Consider the following 19,740-nt stretch of genomic DNA (forward strand, 5'->3'; position numbering starts at 1 on the left):
CTCCGGGCAATTTCCAGCTGGCCCTCACTATCAAAATCAGGCCACAAAGCAATCGACAGTGAGCAGGAAGGGCGCTATTGCGCTTGTTTCAGACTCGGCGCATGCGAAATGCGCAAAAATCGGAAGTACTCATGCTTGGTATGTTGAGAAGTGCGGCGGGGACCTGGGTCGCGAAACTGCTGCTGTCATTGTTGGTGTTGAGCTTCGCCGTCTGGGGTATCTCGGGACGGCTGATGGGCGGTCTTGCCGGCCATGACGCCGTGATCACGGCCGGAGCCACCAAGGTCTCTATCAACGAATACCGCCTCGCCTACGATCGCCAGCTCAGCGTCATGTCGCAGCAATTCGGCCAGCGCATCAGCCGTGAGCAGGCGACGGCGCTCGGCATCGACAACCAGGTGCTGGCGCAACTCGTATCGGGTGCCGTCCTCGACGAACAGGCCCGCAAGCTCGGCCTCGGCCTGTCCAAGGACCGGCTCGCCGAACTGACGCGTGAAGACCCGGCGTTCAAAGGGCCTGCCGGAACCTTCGACAGGAGAACGTTCGAGTACCTGCTTCGGCAGATCGGCATGCGGCCGGAAGACTATTTGAAGAACCGCGCCCAGGTCGCGGTCCGCCAGCAGATCGTCGAGGCGGTTTCGGATGGCCTCAAGGCCCCTGATACATTCTTCAAGGCGGTCGCGCTCTATCGCGGCGAAGATCGCACCATCGACTACCTGACCTTGCCGAAATCGCTTGTCGAGCCGATAGAAGCGCCGTCCGACAGCGTGCTTTCGGCCTATTTCGAGGAAAACAAGAAAACCTACGCCGCTCCCGAATACCGCAAGTTCTCCTATGTCAGGCTCGAGCCGGAAGACATCATGGATTTGAGCGCGGTGACCGACCAACAGGTCAGCGACGACTACAACAAGAACAAGGCGCGCTACACCACGCCGGAGATGCGCACCATCGAGCAGCTTGTATTCAAGACGCCTGATGCCGCGAAGGCGGCGCTCGATTCGCTCAGGACCGGCGCGACCTTCGACAAGATCGTCGCCGCCGAGGGCAAGACCCCGGCCGACACGCTGCTCGGCACGCTGGCCAAGGACAAGATCGCCGACAAGGCGGTCGCCGACGCTGCCTTCAAGCTCAACGTCAATGAGGTCAGCCCGGTCGTACAAGGCGCATTTGGTCCCGTTCTGCTGCGCGTCACCGAGATCAAGCCGGAAGTGGTGAAGCCGCTGGCCGAAGTATCCGAGCAGATCCGCAAGGACCTGGCACTGGGTGAGGCAAGCCGCATCTTGCTGGACGTGCACGACAATTACGAGGATACGCGCGCCTCGGGCAGTTCGCTCGCCGAGGCAGCCGCCAAATTGAAGCTGAAGGTCGTCACCATCGACGCCATCGACCGCACCGGCCAACGGCCGGATGGAAACATCGTCAAAGACCTGCCGGAATCGCCGGCGCTCATCAAGGCAGTGTTCGAATCCGAACCCGGAACCGACAATGAAGGTCTCACCACCGCCGATAACGGCTTCGTCTTCTACGACGTGAGCGCGATCACGCCGGCCCGTGACCGCACATTGGACGAAGTCCGCCAGAAGGTCGTGGCCGACTGGACCGCGGCGGAGACCACCAAACGGCTCACCGCAAAAGCGCAAGAGCTCGAGAAGCGTCTCAAGGCCGGCGCGACGCTCGAGGTGATCGCCGGTGAGCTCAAGCTCGAAAAACAGACCAAGCGCGGCGTCAAGCGCGATGCTGACGACGTCGATTTCGGCAAGGAAGGGGCCGCCGCGATGTTCGGCGTCGGCGAAGGCGGCACCGGGCTGATCCCCTCGCCCACCGGCGACGGACAGATCTTGTTCAAGGTTGCCGAGGTATTCGAGCCGGCCGGGGCCGACGCCAGCTCAGTACCCCAGGACGCACAGAAATCCTTCACATCCGGCATGTCCGACGACCTGCTCGACCAGTTGGTAGCGCAGTTGCAGACGCAATATGACGTCCGCATCGATCAGACGGCCGTAACCCAAGCCCTGGCCAGATGAGCGCACTGAAGATCCACATCGCCAAGGTCGCCGCCGGCAGCGCTCTTTCTTTCGAGGAGGCGCGCGAGGCCTTCGACATTATCATGTCGGGCGATGCTACTCCGGGCCAGATAGGCGGCTTCCTGATGGCATTGCGCGTGCGCGGCGAGACCGTCAGCGAGATCGCCGGCGCCGTCGCCACCATGCGCGCCAAGATGCTGCGCGTCGAAGCCCCCGAGGGCGCCATCGACATTGTCGGCACCGGCGGCGACAATTCGCACAGCGTCAACATTTCGACCGCATCCGCCTTCGTCATCGCCGGCAGCGGCGTGCCCGTCGCCAAGCACGGCAATCGCGGACTGTCCTCGCTGACCGGCGCCGCCGATGTGCTGATCGCATTGGGCGTCAAGATCGACATCCCTCCGGAGACGATCGGCCGCTGTATTCACGAGGCCGGCGTTGGCTTCATGTTCGCTCCGGCGCATCACCCGGCGATGAAGCATGTCGGCCCGACCCGGGTCGAGCTCGGCACCCGCACCATCTTCAACCTACTGGGCCCGCTTTCCAATCCCGCCAGTGTCAGACGGCAGATGATCGGCGTGTTCCTGCCCGAATGGATCATGCCGGTGGCAGAAACGTTGAAGGAGCTTGGCGCCGACCACGCCTGGGTCGTCCATGGCGACGGCTATGACGAGATCACCACCACCGGCGAAACGCAGGTCGCCGAATTGGCCGGCGGCGAGATACGCAGCTTTGTGCTGACCCCGGAAGCAGTCGGGCTGACGCGTCACACCAAGGACGAGTTGCGCGGCGGCGACGCCGCCCACAACGCCCAGGCACTGCGCGACATGCTGGGCGGCGCCGCTGGCGCCTTTCGCGATACGGTGCTGATGAATGCCGGCGCCGGGCTGGTGGTAGCCGGCAAGGCGACGACGCTTGCCGACGGCATGGTAACGGCGGCGCAGGCCATCGACAGCGGCCGCGCGCTGAAAGTGCTCGACAGGCTGGTCGAGATTTCGAACGGTTAAAACCATGTCCGACATCCTGCGCAAGATCGAGGCTTACAAGCGCGACGAGATCGCGGCGGCTAAAGCACGCGTGCCATTGGCCGAGATCAAGGCACGGGCGACGGATGCCGACGCGCCGCGCGGCTTTCTTTCCGCCCTTGAGACCAGGCGCAAATCCGGCGGGTTCGCGCTGATTGCCGAAATCAAGAAGGCTAGCCCATCCAAAGGCCTGATCCGCGCCGATTTCGATCCGCCGGCGCTGGCCAGGGCCTATGCGAAAGGCGGTGCCGCCTGCCTTTCGGTGCTGACCGACGCACCCTCCTTCCAGGGCGCACCCGAATTCCTCACCACTGCGCGTGCTGCCGTCGAATTGCCGGCTTTGCGCAAGGATTTCCTGTTCGACCCCTATCAGGTCTACGAGGCCAGGGCATTGGGCGCCGATGCCATCCTGATCATTATGGCCAGCGTCGACGACGCGCTGGCAAGAGAACTCGAAGCGACAGCTTTCGGGCTCGGCATGGACGCGCTGGTCGAAGTGCATGACGAGGTTGAAATGGAACGCGCGCTGCAGCTGTCGTCGCGGCTGATCGGTATCAACAACCGCAATCTTCGGACCTTCGAAACCAGCCTTGAGACCTCGGAACGGCTGGCAGCGATGGTGCCGGCCGACCGCCTTCTGGTCAGCGAGAGCGGTATCTTTTCGCATGACGATTGCCTCCGGCTGGAGCGGAGCGGCATCGCCACTTTTCTGGTCGGCGAGAGCCTGATGCGTCAGCAGGACGTGGCTGCGGCAACGCGCCTGCTGTTGACGGGCAAGGCGCCGGCAGAGGCGATCTGAGATGGCGGCCGCCCTCACCCATCTTGGCGCGCAGGGCGAAGCCAACATGGTCGATGTCGGCGACAAGGCTGAGACGGTGCGCACGGCAGTCGCGGAAGGTTTTGTCGCGATGCGGCCCGAGACGCTGGACATGATCCTCGCCAGCGACGCCAAGAAAGGCGATGTGCTGGGCACCGCCCGCATTGCCGGCATCATGGCGGCCAAGAAGACGCATGAACTGATCCCGCTTTGCCATCCGCTGCTGCTAACCAGGATATCTGTCGATATCGAGCCGGACGCCGCACTGCCCGGCCTGAAGGTGACGGCATTGACCCGCGTCACTGGCAAGACCGGCGTTGAAATGGAGGCCTTGAGTGCCGTCTCGGTCGCTTGCCTGACCATCTACGACATGGCCAAGGCGGTCGACCGCGCCATGGTCATCTCCGGCATCAGGCTGGTTGAAAAGACCGGCGGTAAATCCGGCGACTACAAGATCACCGGGGCCACCGAGGCAGGCCGCTAATGGCGCTGGTCCCAGTTGCCGAGGCGCTCGAGCGCCTGCTGGACGGAGCAGTTGCGCTGCCGGGCGAACGTGTCGCGCTGCTGGATGCCGCCGACCGCGTGCTGGCGGAGCCGGTTGTGGCGCTCCGCACCCAGCCGCCGTTCAACGCCTCCGCCATGGACGGCTATGCCGTGCGGGCGGCTGACATCGCGTCCCTACCGGCAAGGCTTTCGGTGATCGGCATAGCGCCGGCCGGACGCGGCTTTGCCGGAACGGTGCAGCAGCGGCAGGCCGTGCGCATCTTTACCGGCGCGCCGCTTCCCGAAGGCACCGACACTATCGTCATCCAGGAGAACGTCCGCGACCTCGGCGGCGGCAGCGTCGAAGTGACAGAGCCGACGGTGCAGGGGCGCAACATCCGCCGCCTTGGGCTCGATTTCGCCAAGGGCGATGTCCTGCTGCCCAAAGGCCGCCTGCTCGATTCGGCCGCCTTGTCGCTGGCGGCATCGGCCAATCACCCCGAGGTCGGCGTGGTCAAACGGCCGCTGGTCGCCATCATCGCCACCGGCGACGAATTGCTGCCGCCGGGCAGCGAGCTTGGCCCCGACCAGATCATCTCCTCTAACGCCTATGGTGTCGCTGCCGCCGCACAGTCGGTCGGTGCGCGGGCGCTCGACCTCGGTATCGCGCCGGACCGCAGGGAGGCGATCGCGGCATTGGTTGAAAAGGCCGTGAAGGCTGGCGCGAACGTCATCGTCACGCTGGGCGGTGCCTCGGTCGGCGACCACGACTTCGTCCATGACGTGCTGATCGGGCAAGGCATGACGCTCGATTTCTGGAAGATCGCCATGCGACCGGGCAAGCCGCTGATGTTCGGGCGGCTGGGCGACATTCGCTGCATCGGCCTGCCCGGCAACCCCGTGGCGAGCCTGGTCTGCGCTCAGCTCTTCCTGAAGCCGCTGCTGGCGCGGCTCGGCGGCCGCGCCTTTCAGCAGGATATCCGTCGGGCACGGCTCGGTGCTGCCATGCCGGCCAACGATCTCAGGCAAGATTATGTGCGGGCTGTTGTCACAGACGACGCTGGTGCGCTCGTGGCGACGCCGTTCGGCATCCAGGACTCCTCGATGCTGAAAATGCTGGCCGATGCCAACGGGCTGATCGTCCGCGCGCCGTTCGCGCCTGCTGCGGCGGCGGGCTCCCCCTGCGACGTGCTGATGCTACGCTGAACCTGCCTCACTCCGAGATCAAGGTCCGGGTCAGCGGATGGTCTGGATCGGCCAAACCGTCGATGATGTTGAAATGATGCCGGTCGGGCTCGACTACGGAGCTGATCGCGGCACCCAGGCCGATCCAGATGTTGGCCAGCAACGCGCTCTGGCGCAGGAATTCGGCGCGCTCGCCGCCGCCGGCCCAGCAGGTCAGGCGGGCCTTTTCCATCGGGCGCAGCAGCACCGGACTTTCGGCCTGCGCCTCGGCCTCATCGATCGCCAGCGTCTCGTTCATGCCGGTGCGCATGATCGGGCGCAAATCATGCACCCCCGAGATCGACACCACGTGACGAACGCGCCGGACCACTTCGGGCGCCAGCGGCGTCGTCCTGGTAACCATCCGGCTAACAAGATGGCCGCCGGCCGAGTGCCCGGTCAGCATCAGCGGCCCTGCGACCATCGCCGCCGCCTTGCCTATCGCCGCGCCGACTTCCTTGACGATGCTGCCAATGCGTATCTGCGGACAGAGCGTGTAGGACGGCATGGCAACTGCATAGCCGCGATCAACAGCGCCCGCGGCAAGATGTGACCAGAAACTCTTGTCGAATGCCATCCAGTAGCCGCCATGGACGAACACCACGACCCCCTTCGGCTTGGTGGCCGGCAGGAAAAGATCGAACCGGTTGCGTGGGTTATCGCCATAGGCCAGGTCGAGCCGCGCCCTGCCCTCGGTCGAAAGCGCCTCGCGGAAAACCTGCGCGGGCTCGACCCAGGCCGCCGGCCAGCGATCGCTGCCGGCTATGTTGGCGCCGTTGGCATAGGCGTTGTCCCAATCGGCAATATGACGTTCGAACACCCTGCGCCCTCCCTTGCAATATGGCCTTGCAACCTAGCCGCGAGCATCGCGCGGCGCATCATCGCCAGCCTCACGATTCCAGCTCTCGCATCAATCTCAAGTGACAGCCGCCTTGATGGCGAAGCGCGCATCCTTCCACGCACCGGTGCGCAGGATGTCCTCAAGCACTTCGACGGCCTGCCAGACATCGGCATAGCCGACATAGAGCGGGGTGAAGCCGAAGCGCATGGTCGATGGCGCGCGAAAATCGCCGATCACACCACGTTCGATCAGCGCGCGCATGATCTGGTAGCCATGCTCATGCATGAATGAAATCTGGCTGCCGCGTTTTTCCCCATCGCGCGTGCTTTCCAGCGTGAGACCGTAAGTGCCGCACTTTGCCTCGACAAGCTCGATGAACAGATCGGCCAGTGCGATGCTCTTCTTGCGCACCGCAGTCATGTCGACATCGTCCCAGATGTCGAGCGCGCCCTTCAGCGTGCGCATCGAAAGGATCGGCTGGGTGCCGCACAGAAACCGGCGGATGCCGGTGCCGGCCGCATAGCCTGGCTCGAAGGCGAAGGGCCGTGCATGGCCCCACCAGCCGGTGAGCGGCTGCTGAATGTCGGCAAGATGCCGCTCAGCCGCATAGATGAAGGCAGGCGCGCCCGGGCCGCCATTCAGATATTTATAGGTGCAGCCAACGGCAAAATCGGCGTTTGCTTTGTCGAGCTCGACTGGCATCGCGCCAGCGGTGTGGCAGAGATCCCAGACGATCATCGCCCCGGCTTCCTGGGCCCTGCGCGTCAGAGCCGGCATGTCGCGCAGTTCGCCCGATTTGTAGTTGACGTGGTTGACCAGCACCACGGCGGTGCGATCGTCGATCAGCTCCTCGATGGTCGGCGCGTCGACCCCCGAGAGGCGCAGCAGCGTATCTTTTCGCGTCGAAACCACACCCTCCGCCATGTAGAGGTCTGTCGGAAAACTATCGCCCTCGGCGACGATGGCCTGCCGCTCCGGTCGCATGGCCATGGCTGCGTGCAACAGCTTGTAGATGTTGACCGACGTCGTGTCGCAGACCACCGTCTGGCCGGCCGCGGCGCCGATCAGGCGCCCGAGCTGGTCGCCAAGTTCAAGCGGCATGTTGAACCAGCCGGCCGTGTTCCATGCGCGGATGAGATCATGCGACCATTCTTCGGTCGCGGCCTTGTACAGTTCATCGAAAGCGGCACGTGAAGCAGCTCCTAGCGAATTGCCGTCGAGATAGATCACTCCTTGCGGCAACACAAAGCGGCGGCGCATCGCGCGCAGCGGATCCGCGGCATCCATCGCCTTTACGGCCACGAGATCGGGAATTCCCGTCATGATTTGCCTGCTCCCCCAAAAAATCCAACGCAACGCCGGACACGCATCAACTGTTCTTCCATTACCGGGTAGCGCGTAGCAAGGCTCCACCGGCGAGAAGCAGCCTGACCAGGCGGTGGAAACCAAGAGTTAACCCGAGGTTGGCGTTTTGAGTTCGTTTCGTTCACGGTGCATTGACCAAACCGCACATTCGATAGGGGTTCACTTCCGTGCCCTTTGCCGACCGACGGCCGATGCCAATGCGCCCTTCCGAGACGCCAGAAGAGCGCAAACGAAAGCAGAATCAAGGCGATGAGGCTCGCGGCGGTGAAAATACGGTACGCCGGTAGGGGACGTCGTTTGTTTCCCGAGCCTTAACGCATTCATTAAACTTTAAACAGTTGCGGAACACAACTGGAACAGATAGTGTCTGTTCTGGGTTTGTTTTCTGATTCTGTTGGGGGTCGCTATGCTGACACGCAAACAACACGAACTGCTTATGTTCATCCACGAAAGGTTGAAGGAAAGCGGTATCCCGCCTTCATTCGACGAGATGAAGGAAGCGCTCGACCTGGCTTCGAAATCCGGAATCCACCGACTGATTACGGCGCTGGAGGAGCGCGGCTTCATTCGCCGTTTGCCCAACCGGGCCCGTGCGCTGGAGGTGCTACGCCTGCCTGACTCGATCGCCCCCGGCCTCAATGCGGCACGCAAGTTCTCGCCGAGTGTCATCCAGGGCAGTCTTGGGCAAGGCGCCCCTCGGCAGGGCAAGCCGACATCGTCGCGCGTCCCTGCAGCCGGCAATGACGACGATGTCGTCGCCGCCGTTTCGATCCCGGTAATGGGCCGCATCGCCGCTGGTGTGCCGATCGATGCTATCCAGCACCAGACGCATTCGATTTCGGTGCCGCCGGATATGATCATGGGCGGCGAGCATTATGCGCTCGAGGTCAAAGGCGATTCGATGATCGAGGCTGGCATTTTCGACGGCGACACGGTGATCATCCGCAACGCCGATACGGCGAGCCCCGGTGAGATCGTGGTGGCCTTGGTCGACGAGGAGGAAGCGACGCTGAAGCGGTTCCGCCGCAAGGGCGCCTCGATCGCCCTGGAGGCCGCCAATCCGGCCTACGAGACGCGCATCTTCGGACCAGACAGGGTCAAGGTGCAGGGCAAGCTCGTTGGGCTGATCCGCCGCTACTGAGTTGCGCCCTTGGTGCCGGCTTTTGGATTGTCGGCCCTGCGGTATGGCGGCAGGCCGCGCGCCGCGCGTGAAAATTTCCGCTGCACGTGCCAGGGCCGGTATGATTTTTCGACGGCGAAGCGGATTTCGGCGCGTGTTGCCGCTTGTGGATCGAAATAGACGGCCGCACTTCCCGCGCGCGCAAGTTGCCGTTTGGTGACGACGAGGACCAGCCGGTCGTAGTAGCAGGGATTATGGGCGGTGGCGTCGTCGATGACGATCAAGCTGGCGAAGGCGCAGGCTGGCCGTGCGGTATCGCGGTCCTTGGCTTGCGCAATGATCGCGCCGGATGGATGCCTGGCGAGGCAGAGACCGTCCGTGCAAATGAACGGCCTGCCCGGCGGTAGGTCGGCCGGATCGGCAATGTCGAATTGCGGATCGTTCTTTCCAGGTGTTTCCGGCGCGACGATAGCCTCTGATGTGAGCGCGCGTTTCCAGTTGTCGATGGTGAACTCATTCGGGCGTGCCCGGTTGACCGCGAGTTCACCGCTGCCGATCGGCAGCGCGACCAGCCGTGCGTCCTCCGAGATCAATACGTCGGGTACGCGCGTCTGCGTTGTCGTTAGCAAGCCGGCGAGCGCAAAAGGAATTGCCGCGAGCCGCAACCAGGTCGTCGCCATGTTGGCAATGACGAGGGCGATCGTCACCAAAAGGACAGATCTCAGCGAAATCAGTCCGACCGCATCGATCGGCGAGCGCTCGGAGATCCACCCGGACAGGGCGATCATCGCCGTCAGCCCCTTGCCCATCACGTAGAGGAAAGGCCCATCCGCGCCGAACGGCATCGCCAGCGCGCTGAGCACGGCGAAGGGCATGACGACCAGTGAGACGATAGGCATGATGGCCAGATTGGCGAACAGGCTGAGCGGCGCTACGCGCTGGAAATGCCATATGGCGAAAAGCGCCGTGGCGCTCCCTGCAATGATCGAGGTCATCGCCAGGCCGCCCATGCCCAGCAGGACCTTTCGAGTGGCCAAGCGTAGCGGCGATCGCCGGGGCGGCGGCGTGGTGGCCCTGCCGGTGCGGTAATCGGACCAGCCGGCATAGGCGCCGACAAGGGCCGCCGTCGCGGCGAAGGACATCTGGAAGCTCGGACCGACCACCTCGTGCGGCGACACTACGATGACCGCGATGGCCGAGATCGCCAGATTGCGCATGGTGAGCGCGGCCCGGTCGAACAGCACGGCGATGAGCATCACCGCCAGCATGATGAAGCTGCGTTCGGCCGCCACCACAACGCCGGAAAAGACGAGGTACGCCGCAATCGAAAAAAGCGCGGCGGCTGCGGCATATTTCTTGACCGGCCGTCGCGATGAGAAGTCTGGAAACAGCGCAAAGGCGCCGCGCAGCAGCGCCATGATGGTGCCGGCGACCAACGCCATATGCAGCCCCGAGATGGAGATGATGTGGTAGATGCCTGTACGCCGCATCGCTTCGTTGATCTCCTCGGGAATGCCGGCGCGCACGCCAACGATCAGCGCAGCAGCAATCTCGCCCTCGGCGCCGCCGATGCGGCTGCGGATATGGTCGGCGATGGATTCGCGCGCGTCTTCGATCGCGGAAGAAAGCCGCGCGGCAAGCGGCATGCTGCCCGAAGCCACGACTTTCGGATTGCCGAGAAAGAAGCCGCTGCCGCCGATGCCCGCGAAATAGCTGTCGAAGGAGAAATCATAGCTGTCGGGCCGCACCGGGCCGGTCGGCGGCAGCAACCGCACATAGCCGGCGATCTCGGAACCAGCGGCCAGCTCAGCCGGTATCTTCATCGCCGAAATGCGGACCCGTTCCGGCATGTAGCGCAGCGTCGGCCTGGCGGTTGAGATCACATCGATCGTCAGCCTGATGCGGCCGCTCGCCATGGGCTCGTACGATACGACACGACCCGTCAGCCGCGTCGAGATTTCGGAACCGAGCATCTGCGTCCCGACACGCCAGGTCTCGAACTTGGCGGCAAGCACGCCAAGCGCGCAGAGCAGCGCCACCATGAAGCACAGGCGGGTTCTGGGCCATGACCGCGACATGACGGCACAAAGTGCCGCGAGGAGCACGATTGCGATCGGCTGCGGAAAGGCTGGCTCCACCGACAGCGCGAAATATACGACCACCCCGCATGCGAGGAACACCGGCACCAGCAGGAAGGCGACCCCACGGTCGAGTTCCAGGCCGGCTGCCGAGGTTACGCCGTTGCGGATACGGGACGGTGACGGGAGGCGGAAACGACGGCGTAGGCGCACGATGGGCTCGCCCGCGGGCACGAGATCCGTTGCTGGGTCGCTGGCCGGCAGCGACGGAGCATCGAAGAGCGGAGCGGGCAGCAATGCCGATACCGGCAGGGCAGGCGGGGGAGCGGCAAACAGCAAGCGTTCGCTGACGCCGCTACCAGCGTCCTCGCCCTCGCCCGCACCACGGCTTCGCACAGCCATTGGGTCTGCCCCTTGCGCCCTCGACCTCCTATGCTACATGAACGCGCAACGCGCGAAAGGTCCGCGCATCCAAATCCGCTCAGCGCCTGACTGAGTCGCTTCCTCTATCCCCAGCGCCTGGCGTTTCGGGGAAGTGGCCGGGCGCAACTTTGGCGCCGATCCGCGACCGTCGGCCGGCTTCAATCTGATGACGCTGGAGCCTCACCTAGCGGCCGTCCATAAACGGCTTGCTGGCGTGGTCATTGAGCAGCTCGATTGTTTGGCCTTCATCAACCGCTATGCCAGGTCGGGCACGCTGTTTTACCTAACCCACCATATTTCGGCAGTGAGGGTGACTACAGCAAGGAGTTGTTCGGCCGCGACCAGTTTCGAGGCCATCGCCGATTGGCTGCGGAGAGGGTCGGTTCGTACTCTCAATCAACGACGTGCCCGAGAGCCGCGCGGCTCTCGCTGGTTCTCCATGGACGAGGTTGATTTGCGGTATTCCGTTAGCGAAGGAACCGGGACTGCACCAGTGCGGGACTGATCCTGATAGCAACCTAACTCCGCTTGGACGGTCTTGAAGACCATCGACTTCGTGTGCTCTCTTGCAACGCGAACAAACAGGTCTTCCGTGCTCAGCGCCCGGAATTCCTCCAGTCGAGGGTGCCCCTTAATTTGCAGCAGGAGGGATTTCCGGGGATAGTCGGCATAGATTTCAAGCATCCGGTCGTACCATCTCAGTGGGTCGTCGATAGGTTCTTGGGGCGCCTCCGGCTTTCCGAATATGGCATTGCCAAATTTCTTAGCTGCTTTGGCTTCCTGGTCTGTCAGCGGTATCCTGATGGACGCTCTTTCAGCGGTAGAACGGTCCTTGACGATCACGTAAGCCTCCTTATGGAGCGATGCGACTTCCTCGATCCAGCCAACTCTCTCATCACCATCTTTGCCGGCGTATCCAATCAAGCTGCCAATCTTCAGCGTGTTTATCGGCTGACCTCGCTCATCCAGCAATTCGTCGGGTACGCCTTCAAAACTAGCCGGCACTTGCTGAACCAATGAGAGACAGTCATGCACCCATCGAACGGGGCGATGTTTGTCGTGCCGATCCATCGCGGTCTCCACGTCGACCGTTTCCTCCCGGAAATTGTCCATCGCGAATCCCATTAGCAATCCGTAGAAATTCAAGTGTGTCGCATCGTCATTTGCGAGATCGGGATTATTTGTAATGAAAACATAGGCAGGCGGTGGCCGCTGGCCGTTGACTGTCATCGTCTCCGCACTGGTGACGGCGGCGTTAATAAGCTGGCGAAGCCCTTTCGCGTGCTGCTCAGTAACGCCATCAGCTATGCCGAGTTCAAACCAGTAAATCGGGTTCGTGAGCTTCTTCTTGGACGAGGCATGCAGCTTATCGCGGAGCCATCCTGTCAACTCGGCGACAAAACTTTCGCTTTCTAGGTTGAACTCTGCCTTCCAACTCTGCTTTCGCTTCGCTTCAACGGCATAGGGCTCACGGCCGGGAAAAGTGGCGAAGAATTCAGGCTTCGGCTGATTGCCTTTCGTGTCCTCGGCCCCATCGATTTTCGCGCCGGCCAAAGCGAAGGCCGAGGCGACAATTGCCTCGTAAAGCGCCAGAGCAAAGTTGGTTGGGTGTCGAAGCCTCTTGATCAGACTCTTCGGTGGCTTGTCATTGTGTTCGATGAGGTAGAGCGCGTAACAGAGGCGGCTCAGTGCCGAAGAATATCCTCTGATCGGGAGGGAGACGCTAACTGGATCTCTCTTTCGTGCTTCTTCGGTCCGCCGGAGCCACCGAAACAGTGCATGATCGGGCATAGCAAGCGAGGCAGCCGCCCCCCATTCACGGCCCATCACTGTCTTCATGTTGTCGAGCAGAAAATCGCCGAAGAATTCCCAGCGCGACGAAAACACCCTCCGTTTGCCAACGACCATCGCCCGCTTGCCCGCGACAAAGCCTGTCAGCATAGGCCTGCCATAGCCCTGCTGACGTTTCCGAAGCATTTCCTTCGCCTCTTGCATCCGCAAAAGTTCGTCAATTCGTCGGGCGGTTTCTTTATCGACGTTAGGCGAGGTGCTCAGCCGACCATGGCACTGCTTATATCGCCGTCCGCTGTTGCACGGACAGGGCGCGTTTCTGGGGATCAGAGCATCATGACTCGACGTGCTTAATATCATCGCCGTATTTTAGCATACGGCACTGTCGAGTTTGAAGTTTAAGGCAAAAGCCGAAGTTTAATGCGTCGGGGCTCCCTGCCCGACGGATGGCCCACAGACCTACCGGGACCTGCGGCATGCCGACTGCGTCGTCGCCCTCACCCGCACCGCGGCCCCGTCCAGCCATTGGGTCTGCCCCTTGCGCCCTCGACCTCCTATGCTACATGAACGCGCAACGCGCGAAAGTCCGCAAACCCACTTCCTTGACCCGCCTGAGAGTTCCATGCCCGATAAGGTCGTCACCCGTTTTGCCCCCTCGCCCACCGGTTATCTGCATATTGGCGGCGCGCGCACGGCGCTGTTCAACTGGCTGTATGCCAAGCACACAGGCGGCACGATGCTGCTGCGCATCGAAGACACCGACCGCGAGCGCTCCACCGATGCGGCAACCGCGGCCATTCTCGACGGGCTTTCCTGGCTTGGCCTGACATGGGACGGCGAGCCGGTGTCGCAGTTCGAGCGTGCGCCGCGCCATCGCGAGGTGGCCGAGGAGCTCGTTCGCATGGGCAAGGCCTATTATTGTTATGCGACGCCTGCCGAGCTGGAAGCAATGCGCGAGAGCGCACGGGCCAAGGGGCTGCCTCCCCGCTATGACGGACGCTGGCGCGACCGCGACCCGTCGGAGGCGCCGCCCGGCGCCAAGGGGGCGATCCGCATCAAGGCGCCGACAGACGGCGAGACGGTGGTGCATGACCGCGTCCAGGGCGACGTGCGTTTTCCCAACAAGGATCTCGACGATTTCATTATTCTGCGCTCGGATGGCAATCCGACCTACATGCATGCCGTCGTCGTCGACGATCACGACATGGGCATCACCCACATCATCCGCGGCGACGATCATTTGACCAACGCCGCACGCCAGACCGTAATCTACCAGGCCATGGGCTGGGAGGTGCCGTCGATGTCGCATATCCCGCTGATCCACGGTGCCGACGGCGCCAAGCTGTCGAAGCGGCACGGTGCGCTTGGCGTCGAGGCCTATCGCGCCATGGGCTACCTGCCGGAGGCGCTGCTCAACTATCTGGCGAGGCTTGGCTGGAGCCACGGCGACGATGAGATCATGTCGATTGCCGACATGATCGCATGGTTCGACATTGGCGATGTCAACAAGGGCGCCGCCCGTTTCGACTTCGCCAAACTCGAGGCGCTCAACGGCGTGCATATGCGCCGGATGAACGACGCGGCGCTGCTCGACATCTTCATCGCCACTCTGCCCTATCTCGAAGGCGGCCCGTCAATCGCCGCCCGCCTCGACGACAGACGCAAGGCGCAACTGCTTGCCGCTTTGCCCGGCCTGAAGGAGCGCGCCAAGACGCTGGTCGAACTCGTTGAAGGGGCTGCATTCCTGTTCGTCGAGCGGCCGCTGCCGGTCGACGAGAAGGCGGCGGCGCTGCTCAGCGGTGAGGCGCGCGCGATCCTGCGGGGCGCTCATGCGGCACTGGCCACGGTTTCGGACTGGTCTGCCGCCTCGGCGGAAGCCGCGATCCGCGACTACGCGCAGGCCGGCGGCCATAAACTCGGCGCCGTGGCCCAACCCTTGCGCGCCGCGCTCACCGGCAAAAGTACCTCGCCAGGTGTCTTTGATGTGCTTGCCGTGCTGGGCCGCGAGGAAAGCCTGGCGCGGATCGCTGATCAAATCGATTAGCGAACTGGCCCAAGAAGATTGGCATTGAAAGGTGCGTTTCGCAGTGCAACATTGGGCCTTGGCCTAATCTGGCGCGCAGATACAATTGCGGGCACAAATATGCATATTCCGATGCTTTTGACGTGTTGGGTTCAGATATTTTGCCTTTGCCGGCCTGAGGAAACAAAAAGGAGTTTGCTATGACCGAACCTGCGACGAAAATGGAATTTGGCGGCAAAACCCAGGCATCGACGGCAAAGCTGGAGCTCGGCGGCAAAACCCATGAATTCAAGATCCGAAGTGGTTCGGTAGGACCTGACGTCATCGATATCGGTTCGCTCTACAACACCGCCGGCGTCTTTACCTACGATCCCGGCTTTACGTCGACGGCGAGCTGCGAATCGGAAATCACCTTCATCGATGGCGATGCCGGCATTCTTTTGCACCGCGGCTACCCGATCGACCAATTGGCCGAGCACGGCGACTTCCTCGAAGTCTGCTATCTCTTGCTCTATGGTGAACTGCCGACCAAGGCGCAGAAGGACGATTTCGACTACCGGGTGACGCGCCACACCATGGTGCATGAGCAGATGTCGCGCTTTTTCACCGGCTTCCGCCGTGATGCGCATCCGATGGCGGTGATGTGCGGCGTGGTCGGCGCGCTGTCGGCCTTCTATCACGATTCCACCGACATCTCGGATCCGTATCAACGCATGGTCGCCTCAATGCGGCTGATCGCCAAGATGCCGACAATCGCGGCGATGGCGTACAAATACCACATCGGTCAGCCGTTCATTTATCCGAAGAACGAGCTGAATTTCGCAGCCAACTTCCTGCATATGTGCTTCGCCGTGCCTTGCGAGGAATACAAGATCAATCCGGTGCTGGCGCGCGCGATGGAGCGCATCTTCATCCTGCACGCCGATCACGAACAGAACGCCTCGACTTCGACCGTCCGCCTGGCCGGCTCGTCGGGCGCCAATCCTTTTGCCTGTATCGCTGCCGGCATCGCCTGCCTGTGGGGTCCCGCACATGGCGGCGCCAACGAGGCAGCCCTGAACATGCTGGGCGAGATCGGCCATGTCGATCACATCCCGGAATTCATTGCGCGCGCCAAGGATAAGAACGATCCGTTCCGATTGATGGGCTTTGGCCATCGCGTTTACAAGAACTACGATCCGCGCGCCAAGATCATGCAGAAAACCGCGCACGAAGTCCTGGGCGAGCTCGGCATCAAGGACGATCCGCTGCTCGACATCGCCATGGAGCTGGAGAAGATCGCACTGACCGATTCCTATTTCATCGAGAAGAAGCTCTACCCCAACGTCGATTTTTATTCCGGCATCACCCTTAAGGCGCTGGGCTTCCCCACCACCATGTTCACCGTACTGTTCGCGGTCGCCCGCACCGTCGGCTGGATCGCGCAGTGGAAGGAGATGATCGAGGATCCGCACCAGAAGATCGGTCGCCCACGCCAGCTCTATACTGGCGCGCCGGAACGGGATTACGTGCCGATCGCGAAGCGGTGAAGGTAGCGAGTAGCGAGTAGCGAGTAGCGAGTAGTAGCTGAAGCAGCTTGGCCGTTACCGCCAGCACCATTTCCTACTCACTATTCACTATTCACCCACTTCCTCACCATCCCCGTCACCACCCCCGCAGCAATCTCGCCTGACGGCTTGGCGGTTGCCATACGCCCGGCAATGTCGGCAAAACCGTGCTTCTGCCAGGTGCGGTAGGCGGTATCGGAGAACAGCGCTTCCAGTTGCCGCGCCAGATAATGCGGCCGCACATATTGATTGTAGTGTTCCGGCACAATCGGCCGGTCGGCAATGAGATTGGGCAAGGCTGCGCTCCATACTTTGATCAGCGGCTGCGCCATGCGCATGACCGGATCGAGCCGGTAGCAGGAGATCATCGGCACACCTGCCAGTGCAAGTTCCAGCGACACCGTCCCCGACGCGATCAGCGCCGCATCCGCCTTGCCGAAGGCCTGCCATTTGCGTTCGGCATCAAGGATGATCTCCGGCTTCTCGTCCCAGCTCGCAACCGAGGTCCTGACGAGGTCGGCGACGTGCGGGACCGTCGGCAACAGCAGGCGCAAGCGGTGCCCCCGCGCCCGCAGGATCGACACCGTCTCGCCGAACGGCCCGACCAGGCGTCGCACCTCGCCGCGACGCGAACCGGGCAATATAAGCAACGTTTTGACGTGATCGGCGGACAGGTCACGCGGCTGCGCCTGCGCCCTGGCGGCACTGACTATGCCCGGATCGTGTGCAAGGCGATGCCCGACATAGGTGCCGGGCGGCCCGCCCAGGCGAGCGAGTTCCTTCACCTCGAACGGCAGGATGCAAAGAATGTGATCGACATACGGTTTCATCGCCGCCGCCCTGCCCGGCCGCCAAGCCCACACGCTCGGGCAGACATAGTGGACGATCGGGATAGTCGGATCGGCGGCACGCACCTTTTTGGCGACGCGCAGCGAGAAATCCGGACTGTCGATGGTGATAAGGCACTCGGGCTTTTCACAGGGAATCGCGTTTGCCGTCTGGCCGATCCGCCGCATCAGGCGCGGCAGGTCGCGCAGGATAGCGCTAAGCCCCATCAGCGCGATCTCGCTGCCGTCGAACAATGGCGCCAGGCCGAGCGCCTGCAAATGGCGGCCGCCGATGCCGACAAGCCGAACGTCGCGCCCGGTCATGCGCTTTAACGCCTGCACAAGATCGGCGCCAAGCAGGTCACCGGACTCCTCGCCGGCGACGACGGCTATCTTCAACGGCCGCTCATTCGGCATGCGCCGGCTCCGCAGCAGGCAGCCCGATCACGAACAGGCCGAGCGCATTGGCACGCCCGATGGTGGCGGGACCTTCGAGCACCAGCGAGCGGCCGGCTTCTACGGCAATGCCGGCCAGTCCGGCGGCATGCGCCGCCTCGACGGTCAGCGGGCCAATGGAGGGCAGATCGGCACGCAGTTCCTGACCGGGCTTGGCGCATTTGACCAGGACACCGCGCGTCCTGCCCGCCAGCCTGCCGTGCCCGCGCAATTCCCTTGTCCGCTCGAGCAGCCCGTCAGTCCCTTCGACGCCTTCCAGCGCAATGGCGCGGCCGCCGACCGCAACAGCCGCTTGGCCGATATCCAGCGCGCCGATGGCTTTTGCCGCCGCGTGCGCCGCCTCGATGTCGCGCCAGTCGGATTTGTGTGGCGCCGCCTTGGTCAGCAGGCCTTCGGCGGCGACCAGCTCCGGCACGATCTCGTGAGCGCCGACGACTTTGATGCCGCTGCGCTCGATCCTGCGCACGAACAATTTCAGCACCGTATCGTCTCCCCGGGTTACACCGACGAAGAGGCTGGGCAGCCAGGCGAGCAGGCCCAAATTGAGGCGCATGGCGCTCAGCCTGGGGCGGCGCGTGATATGACCCGCGGTTACGAGATGCGTAACGTGATGCCGCTTGAGGATCGGCAGCAGCGAGCCGACGTCTTCCAGCCTCAAGGTTGCCTGCTCATAGGGCTCGAAATCGGCTATGCGGTCGACCTCGCCCGCCGCCATCACGACGAAGGGCAATTTGCCTTGCCGGGCGAGCGCTCGGGCAATTTCGACCGGGAGGCTGCCGCCGCCGGCGATGATACCGACCTTGGCATCTGGCGCGAGATCAAGGCCCTTTCCGGCAGCCTCAATCTTCGTCATCTGCTCTCAGTCTTCATCATCGGCATCGTCGCCGTCGCCACCCTTGAGCGACGGCACGGCATAGTGCCGCTTGCCGCGACCGGCGATGAAATCGACGATCTTCATGGCAGTCGGCGACGAGGCGAACTCCGCCTTGGCGAATTCGATGTTTTCGCCGACGGTCCGGGAGCGATCGAAGATCGTCTTATAGGCTTTGCGCAGCAAATGGATCTCCGAACGTGGCAGGCCGGCGCGCTTCAGCCCAATGATGTTGAGGCCGCGAAGGCTGGCACGGTTGCCAACGGCGATGGCGTAGGGAATGACGTCGCCGACGATCGCCGAGCAGCCGCCGAGAAAGGCGTTATCGCCGATGCGGACAAACTGATGAACCGCGGTCAGGCCGCCGATGTAGACATTGTCACCGACTTCGCAATGCCCGCCTAACGTCGCTTGATTGGCGAAGGTGGCGTTCTTGCCGACCACGCAGTCATGGGCAATGTGGGCATAGGCAAGGAAATTGCCGTTGTCGCCGATCGTCGTCTCGCCGCGGCTGGAATCGGTGCCGACATGCATGGTGACGCCTTCGCGGATCGTGCAGTTCTCGCCGATCACCAGCGTGGTACGGCCGCCCTTGTGCTTGGTGTTCTGCGGTGGTCCACCCAGTATCGCCATCGGATAAACCTTGGTCGATGCACCGATGGTGGTCGCGCCAATCACCGAGACATGGCTGACCAGTTCGACGCGGTCGCCGATCACGGCATCGGGGCCGACGTGACAGAAGGGCCCGATGCGGGCGCCTTCGCCGATTTGGGCGCCTGCCTCGATGACCGACGATGGATGGATGACTGTCTGGATTTTCATTAG

At 62.8% G+C, this 19,740-nt stretch carries 15 protein-coding genes and 1 pseudogene; 8 read left to right on the forward strand and 8 right to left on the reverse strand.

All coding sequences use genetic code 11. The features are described from left to right. The first annotated feature begins 131 nt into the window (after window positions 1-131). Genes NKI79_RS11685 through NKI79_RS11705 form a run of 5 tightly spaced genes read left to right on the forward strand, consistent with a single transcriptional unit; the run spans window position 132 to window position 5,555 of the window. Window positions 132-2,024, forward strand: coding sequence for a peptidyl-prolyl cis-trans isomerase (locus NKI79_RS11685; RefSeq protein WP_352801676.1), 1,893 nt, complete (start codon window positions 132-134; stop codon window positions 2,022-2,024). Further along, window positions 2,021-3,031, forward strand: coding sequence for an anthranilate phosphoribosyltransferase (trpD, locus tag NKI79_RS11690; protein WP_352751705.1), 1,011 nt, complete (start codon window positions 2,021-2,023; stop codon window positions 3,029-3,031). The genes NKI79_RS11685 and trpD overlap by 4 nt, the downstream gene beginning before the upstream one ends. A gap of 4 nt (window positions 3,032-3,035) precedes the next feature. Then, on the forward strand, window positions 3,036-3,848 hold the full coding sequence (gene trpC, locus NKI79_RS11695) for an indole-3-glycerol phosphate synthase TrpC (RefSeq protein WP_352801678.1): 813 nt from the start codon (window positions 3,036-3,038) through the stop codon (window positions 3,846-3,848). Between the two features lies 1 nt (window position 3,849). Next, entirely contained in the window at window positions 3,850-4,350 is a 501-nt protein-coding gene (moaC, locus tag NKI79_RS11700; protein WP_352801679.1) for a cyclic pyranopterin monophosphate synthase MoaC, read from the forward strand. Beyond that, complete coding sequence (locus NKI79_RS11705; RefSeq protein ID WP_352645655.1) at window positions 4,350-5,555, forward strand: molybdopterin molybdotransferase MoeA; 1,206 nt, start codon at window positions 4,350-4,352, stop codon at window positions 5,553-5,555. Before moaC ends, NKI79_RS11705 begins: the two co-directional genes overlap by 1 nt. A gap of 7 nt (window positions 5,556-5,562) precedes the next feature. Here NKI79_RS11705 and NKI79_RS11710 read toward each other — a convergent pair whose 3' ends face one another. Together NKI79_RS11710 and kynU are read right to left on the reverse strand one after the other, a co-directional pair. After that, window positions 5,563-6,393, reverse strand: coding sequence for a hormone-sensitive lipase (locus NKI79_RS11710; RefSeq protein WP_352801681.1), 831 nt, complete (start codon window positions 6,391-6,393; stop codon window positions 5,563-5,565). Between the two features lie 96 nt (window positions 6,394-6,489). Continuing rightward, window positions 6,490-7,737, reverse strand: coding sequence for a kynureninase (gene kynU / locus NKI79_RS11715; protein ID WP_352801682.1), 1,248 nt, complete (start codon window positions 7,735-7,737; stop codon window positions 6,490-6,492). A 448-nt stretch (window positions 7,738-8,185) separates the two neighbouring features. Between kynU and lexA the strand changes: the two genes are divergently transcribed. Further along, window positions 8,186-8,920, forward strand: a complete 735-nt coding sequence (lexA, locus tag NKI79_RS11720; protein ID WP_023674949.1) for a transcriptional repressor LexA — start codon at window positions 8,186-8,188, stop codon at window positions 8,918-8,920. On the opposite strand, the gene NKI79_RS11725 is transcribed toward lexA, so the two are convergent. The 3 genes and pseudogenes from NKI79_RS11725 to NKI79_RS11735 all read right to left on the reverse strand — a co-directional run. Further along, the gene (locus NKI79_RS11725; RefSeq protein WP_352801684.1) at window positions 8,914-11,379 is read right to left on the reverse strand and encodes a ComEC/Rec2 family competence protein; all 2,466 of its coding nucleotides are present in this window, start codon (window positions 11,377-11,379) and stop codon (window positions 8,914-8,916) included. The two genes, lexA and NKI79_RS11725, sit on opposite strands and share 7 nt — an antisense overlap. A gap of 417 nt (window positions 11,380-11,796) precedes the next feature. After that, window positions 11,797-13,395 carry a hypothetical protein gene (locus NKI79_RS11730; RefSeq protein ID WP_352801829.1) on the reverse strand — a complete coding sequence of 533 codons (1,599 nt, stop codon included), beginning with the start codon at window positions 13,393-13,395 and terminating at the stop codon, window positions 11,797-11,799. A 60-nt stretch (window positions 13,396-13,455) separates the two neighbouring features. Beyond that, window positions 13,456-13,551, reverse strand: a pseudogene (locus NKI79_RS11735) (SEC-C metal-binding domain-containing protein); the annotation flags it as partial. 262 nt (window positions 13,552-13,813) lie between these two features. On the opposite strand from NKI79_RS11735, the gene gltX reads away from it, so the two are divergent. Then, a complete protein-coding gene (gltX, locus tag NKI79_RS11740; protein WP_352801686.1) occupies window positions 13,814-15,235 on the forward strand; it encodes a glutamate--tRNA ligase in 1,422 nt (473 codons plus the stop codon). A 179-nt stretch (window positions 15,236-15,414) separates the two neighbouring features. Continuing rightward, window positions 15,415-16,743 carry a citrate synthase gene (gltA, locus tag NKI79_RS11745; RefSeq protein WP_254817305.1) on the forward strand — a complete coding sequence of 443 codons (1,329 nt, stop codon included), beginning with the start codon at window positions 15,415-15,417 and terminating at the stop codon, window positions 16,741-16,743. A gap of 80 nt (window positions 16,744-16,823) precedes the next feature. Here gltA and lpxB read toward each other — a convergent pair whose 3' ends face one another. Genes lpxB through lpxA form a run of 3 tightly spaced genes read right to left on the reverse strand, consistent with a single transcriptional unit; the run spans window position 16,824 to window position 19,737 of the window. Then, window positions 16,824-18,005 (reverse strand): lipid-A-disaccharide synthase, encoded by a 1,182-nt coding sequence (lpxB, locus tag NKI79_RS11750; protein WP_352801688.1) that lies wholly within the window; start codon window positions 18,003-18,005, stop codon window positions 16,824-16,826. Next, window positions 17,995-18,897 (reverse strand): LpxI family protein, encoded by a 903-nt coding sequence (locus tag NKI79_RS11755; protein WP_502895596.1) that lies wholly within the window; start codon window positions 18,895-18,897, stop codon window positions 17,995-17,997. Before NKI79_RS11755 ends, lpxB begins: the two co-directional genes overlap by 11 nt. A 6-nt stretch (window positions 18,898-18,903) precedes the next feature. Continuing rightward, entirely contained in the window at window positions 18,904-19,737 is an 834-nt protein-coding gene (lpxA, locus tag NKI79_RS11760; RefSeq protein ID WP_352801690.1) for an acyl-ACP--UDP-N-acetylglucosamine O-acyltransferase, read from the reverse strand. Window positions 19,738-19,740: the final 3 nt, after the last annotated feature.

The organism is Mesorhizobium sp. M0340 (assembly GCF_040321535.1).
In the GTDB taxonomy this organism is placed as follows: Bacteria; Pseudomonadota; Alphaproteobacteria; order Rhizobiales; family Rhizobiaceae; genus Mesorhizobium.

Bases quoted from the DNA above. Each gene is read 5' to 3' on its own strand.
- NKI79_RS11685 (WP_352801676.1), top strand. From the start codon at position 132: ATGCTTGGTATGTTGAGAAGTGCGGCGGGGACCTGGGTCGCGAAACTG.
- trpD (WP_352751705.1), top strand. From the start codon at position 2,021: ATGAGCGCACTGAAGATCCACATCGCCAAGGTCGCCGCCGGCAGCGCT.
- trpC (WP_352801678.1), top strand. From the start codon at position 3,036: ATGTCCGACATCCTGCGCAAGATCGAGGCTTACAAGCGCGACGAGATC.
- moaC (WP_352801679.1), top strand. From the start codon at position 3,850: ATGGCGGCCGCCCTCACCCATCTTGGCGCGCAGGGCGAAGCCAACATG.
- NKI79_RS11705 (WP_352645655.1), top strand. From the start codon at position 4,350: ATGGCGCTGGTCCCAGTTGCCGAGGCGCTCGAGCGCCTGCTGGACGGA.
- kynU (WP_352801682.1), bottom strand. From the start codon at position 7,737: ATGACGGGAATTCCCGATCTCGTGGCCGTAAAGGCGATGGATGCCGCG.
- lexA (WP_023674949.1), top strand. From the start codon at position 8,186: ATGCTGACACGCAAACAACACGAACTGCTTATGTTCATCCACGAAAGG.
- NKI79_RS11725 (WP_352801684.1), bottom strand. From the start codon at position 11,379: ATGGCTGTGCGAAGCCGTGGTGCGGGCGAGGGCGAGGACGCTGGTAGC.
- NKI79_RS11730 (WP_352801829.1), bottom strand. From the start codon at position 13,395: ATGCAAGAGGCGAAGGAAATGCTTCGGAAACGTCAGCAGGGCTATGGC.
- gltX (WP_352801686.1), top strand. From the start codon at position 13,814: ATGCCCGATAAGGTCGTCACCCGTTTTGCCCCCTCGCCCACCGGTTAT.
- gltA (WP_254817305.1), top strand. From the start codon at position 15,415: ATGACCGAACCTGCGACGAAAATGGAATTTGGCGGCAAAACCCAGGCA.
- lpxB (WP_352801688.1), bottom strand. From the start codon at position 18,005: ATGCCGAATGAGCGGCCGTTGAAGATAGCCGTCGTCGCCGGCGAGGAG.
- NKI79_RS11755 (WP_502895596.1), bottom strand. From the start codon at position 18,897: ATGACGAAGATTGAGGCTGCCGGAAAGGGCCTTGATCTCGCGCCAGAT.
- lpxA (WP_352801690.1), bottom strand. From the start codon at position 19,737: ATGAAAATCCAGACAGTCATCCATCCATCGTCGGTCATCGAGGCAGGC.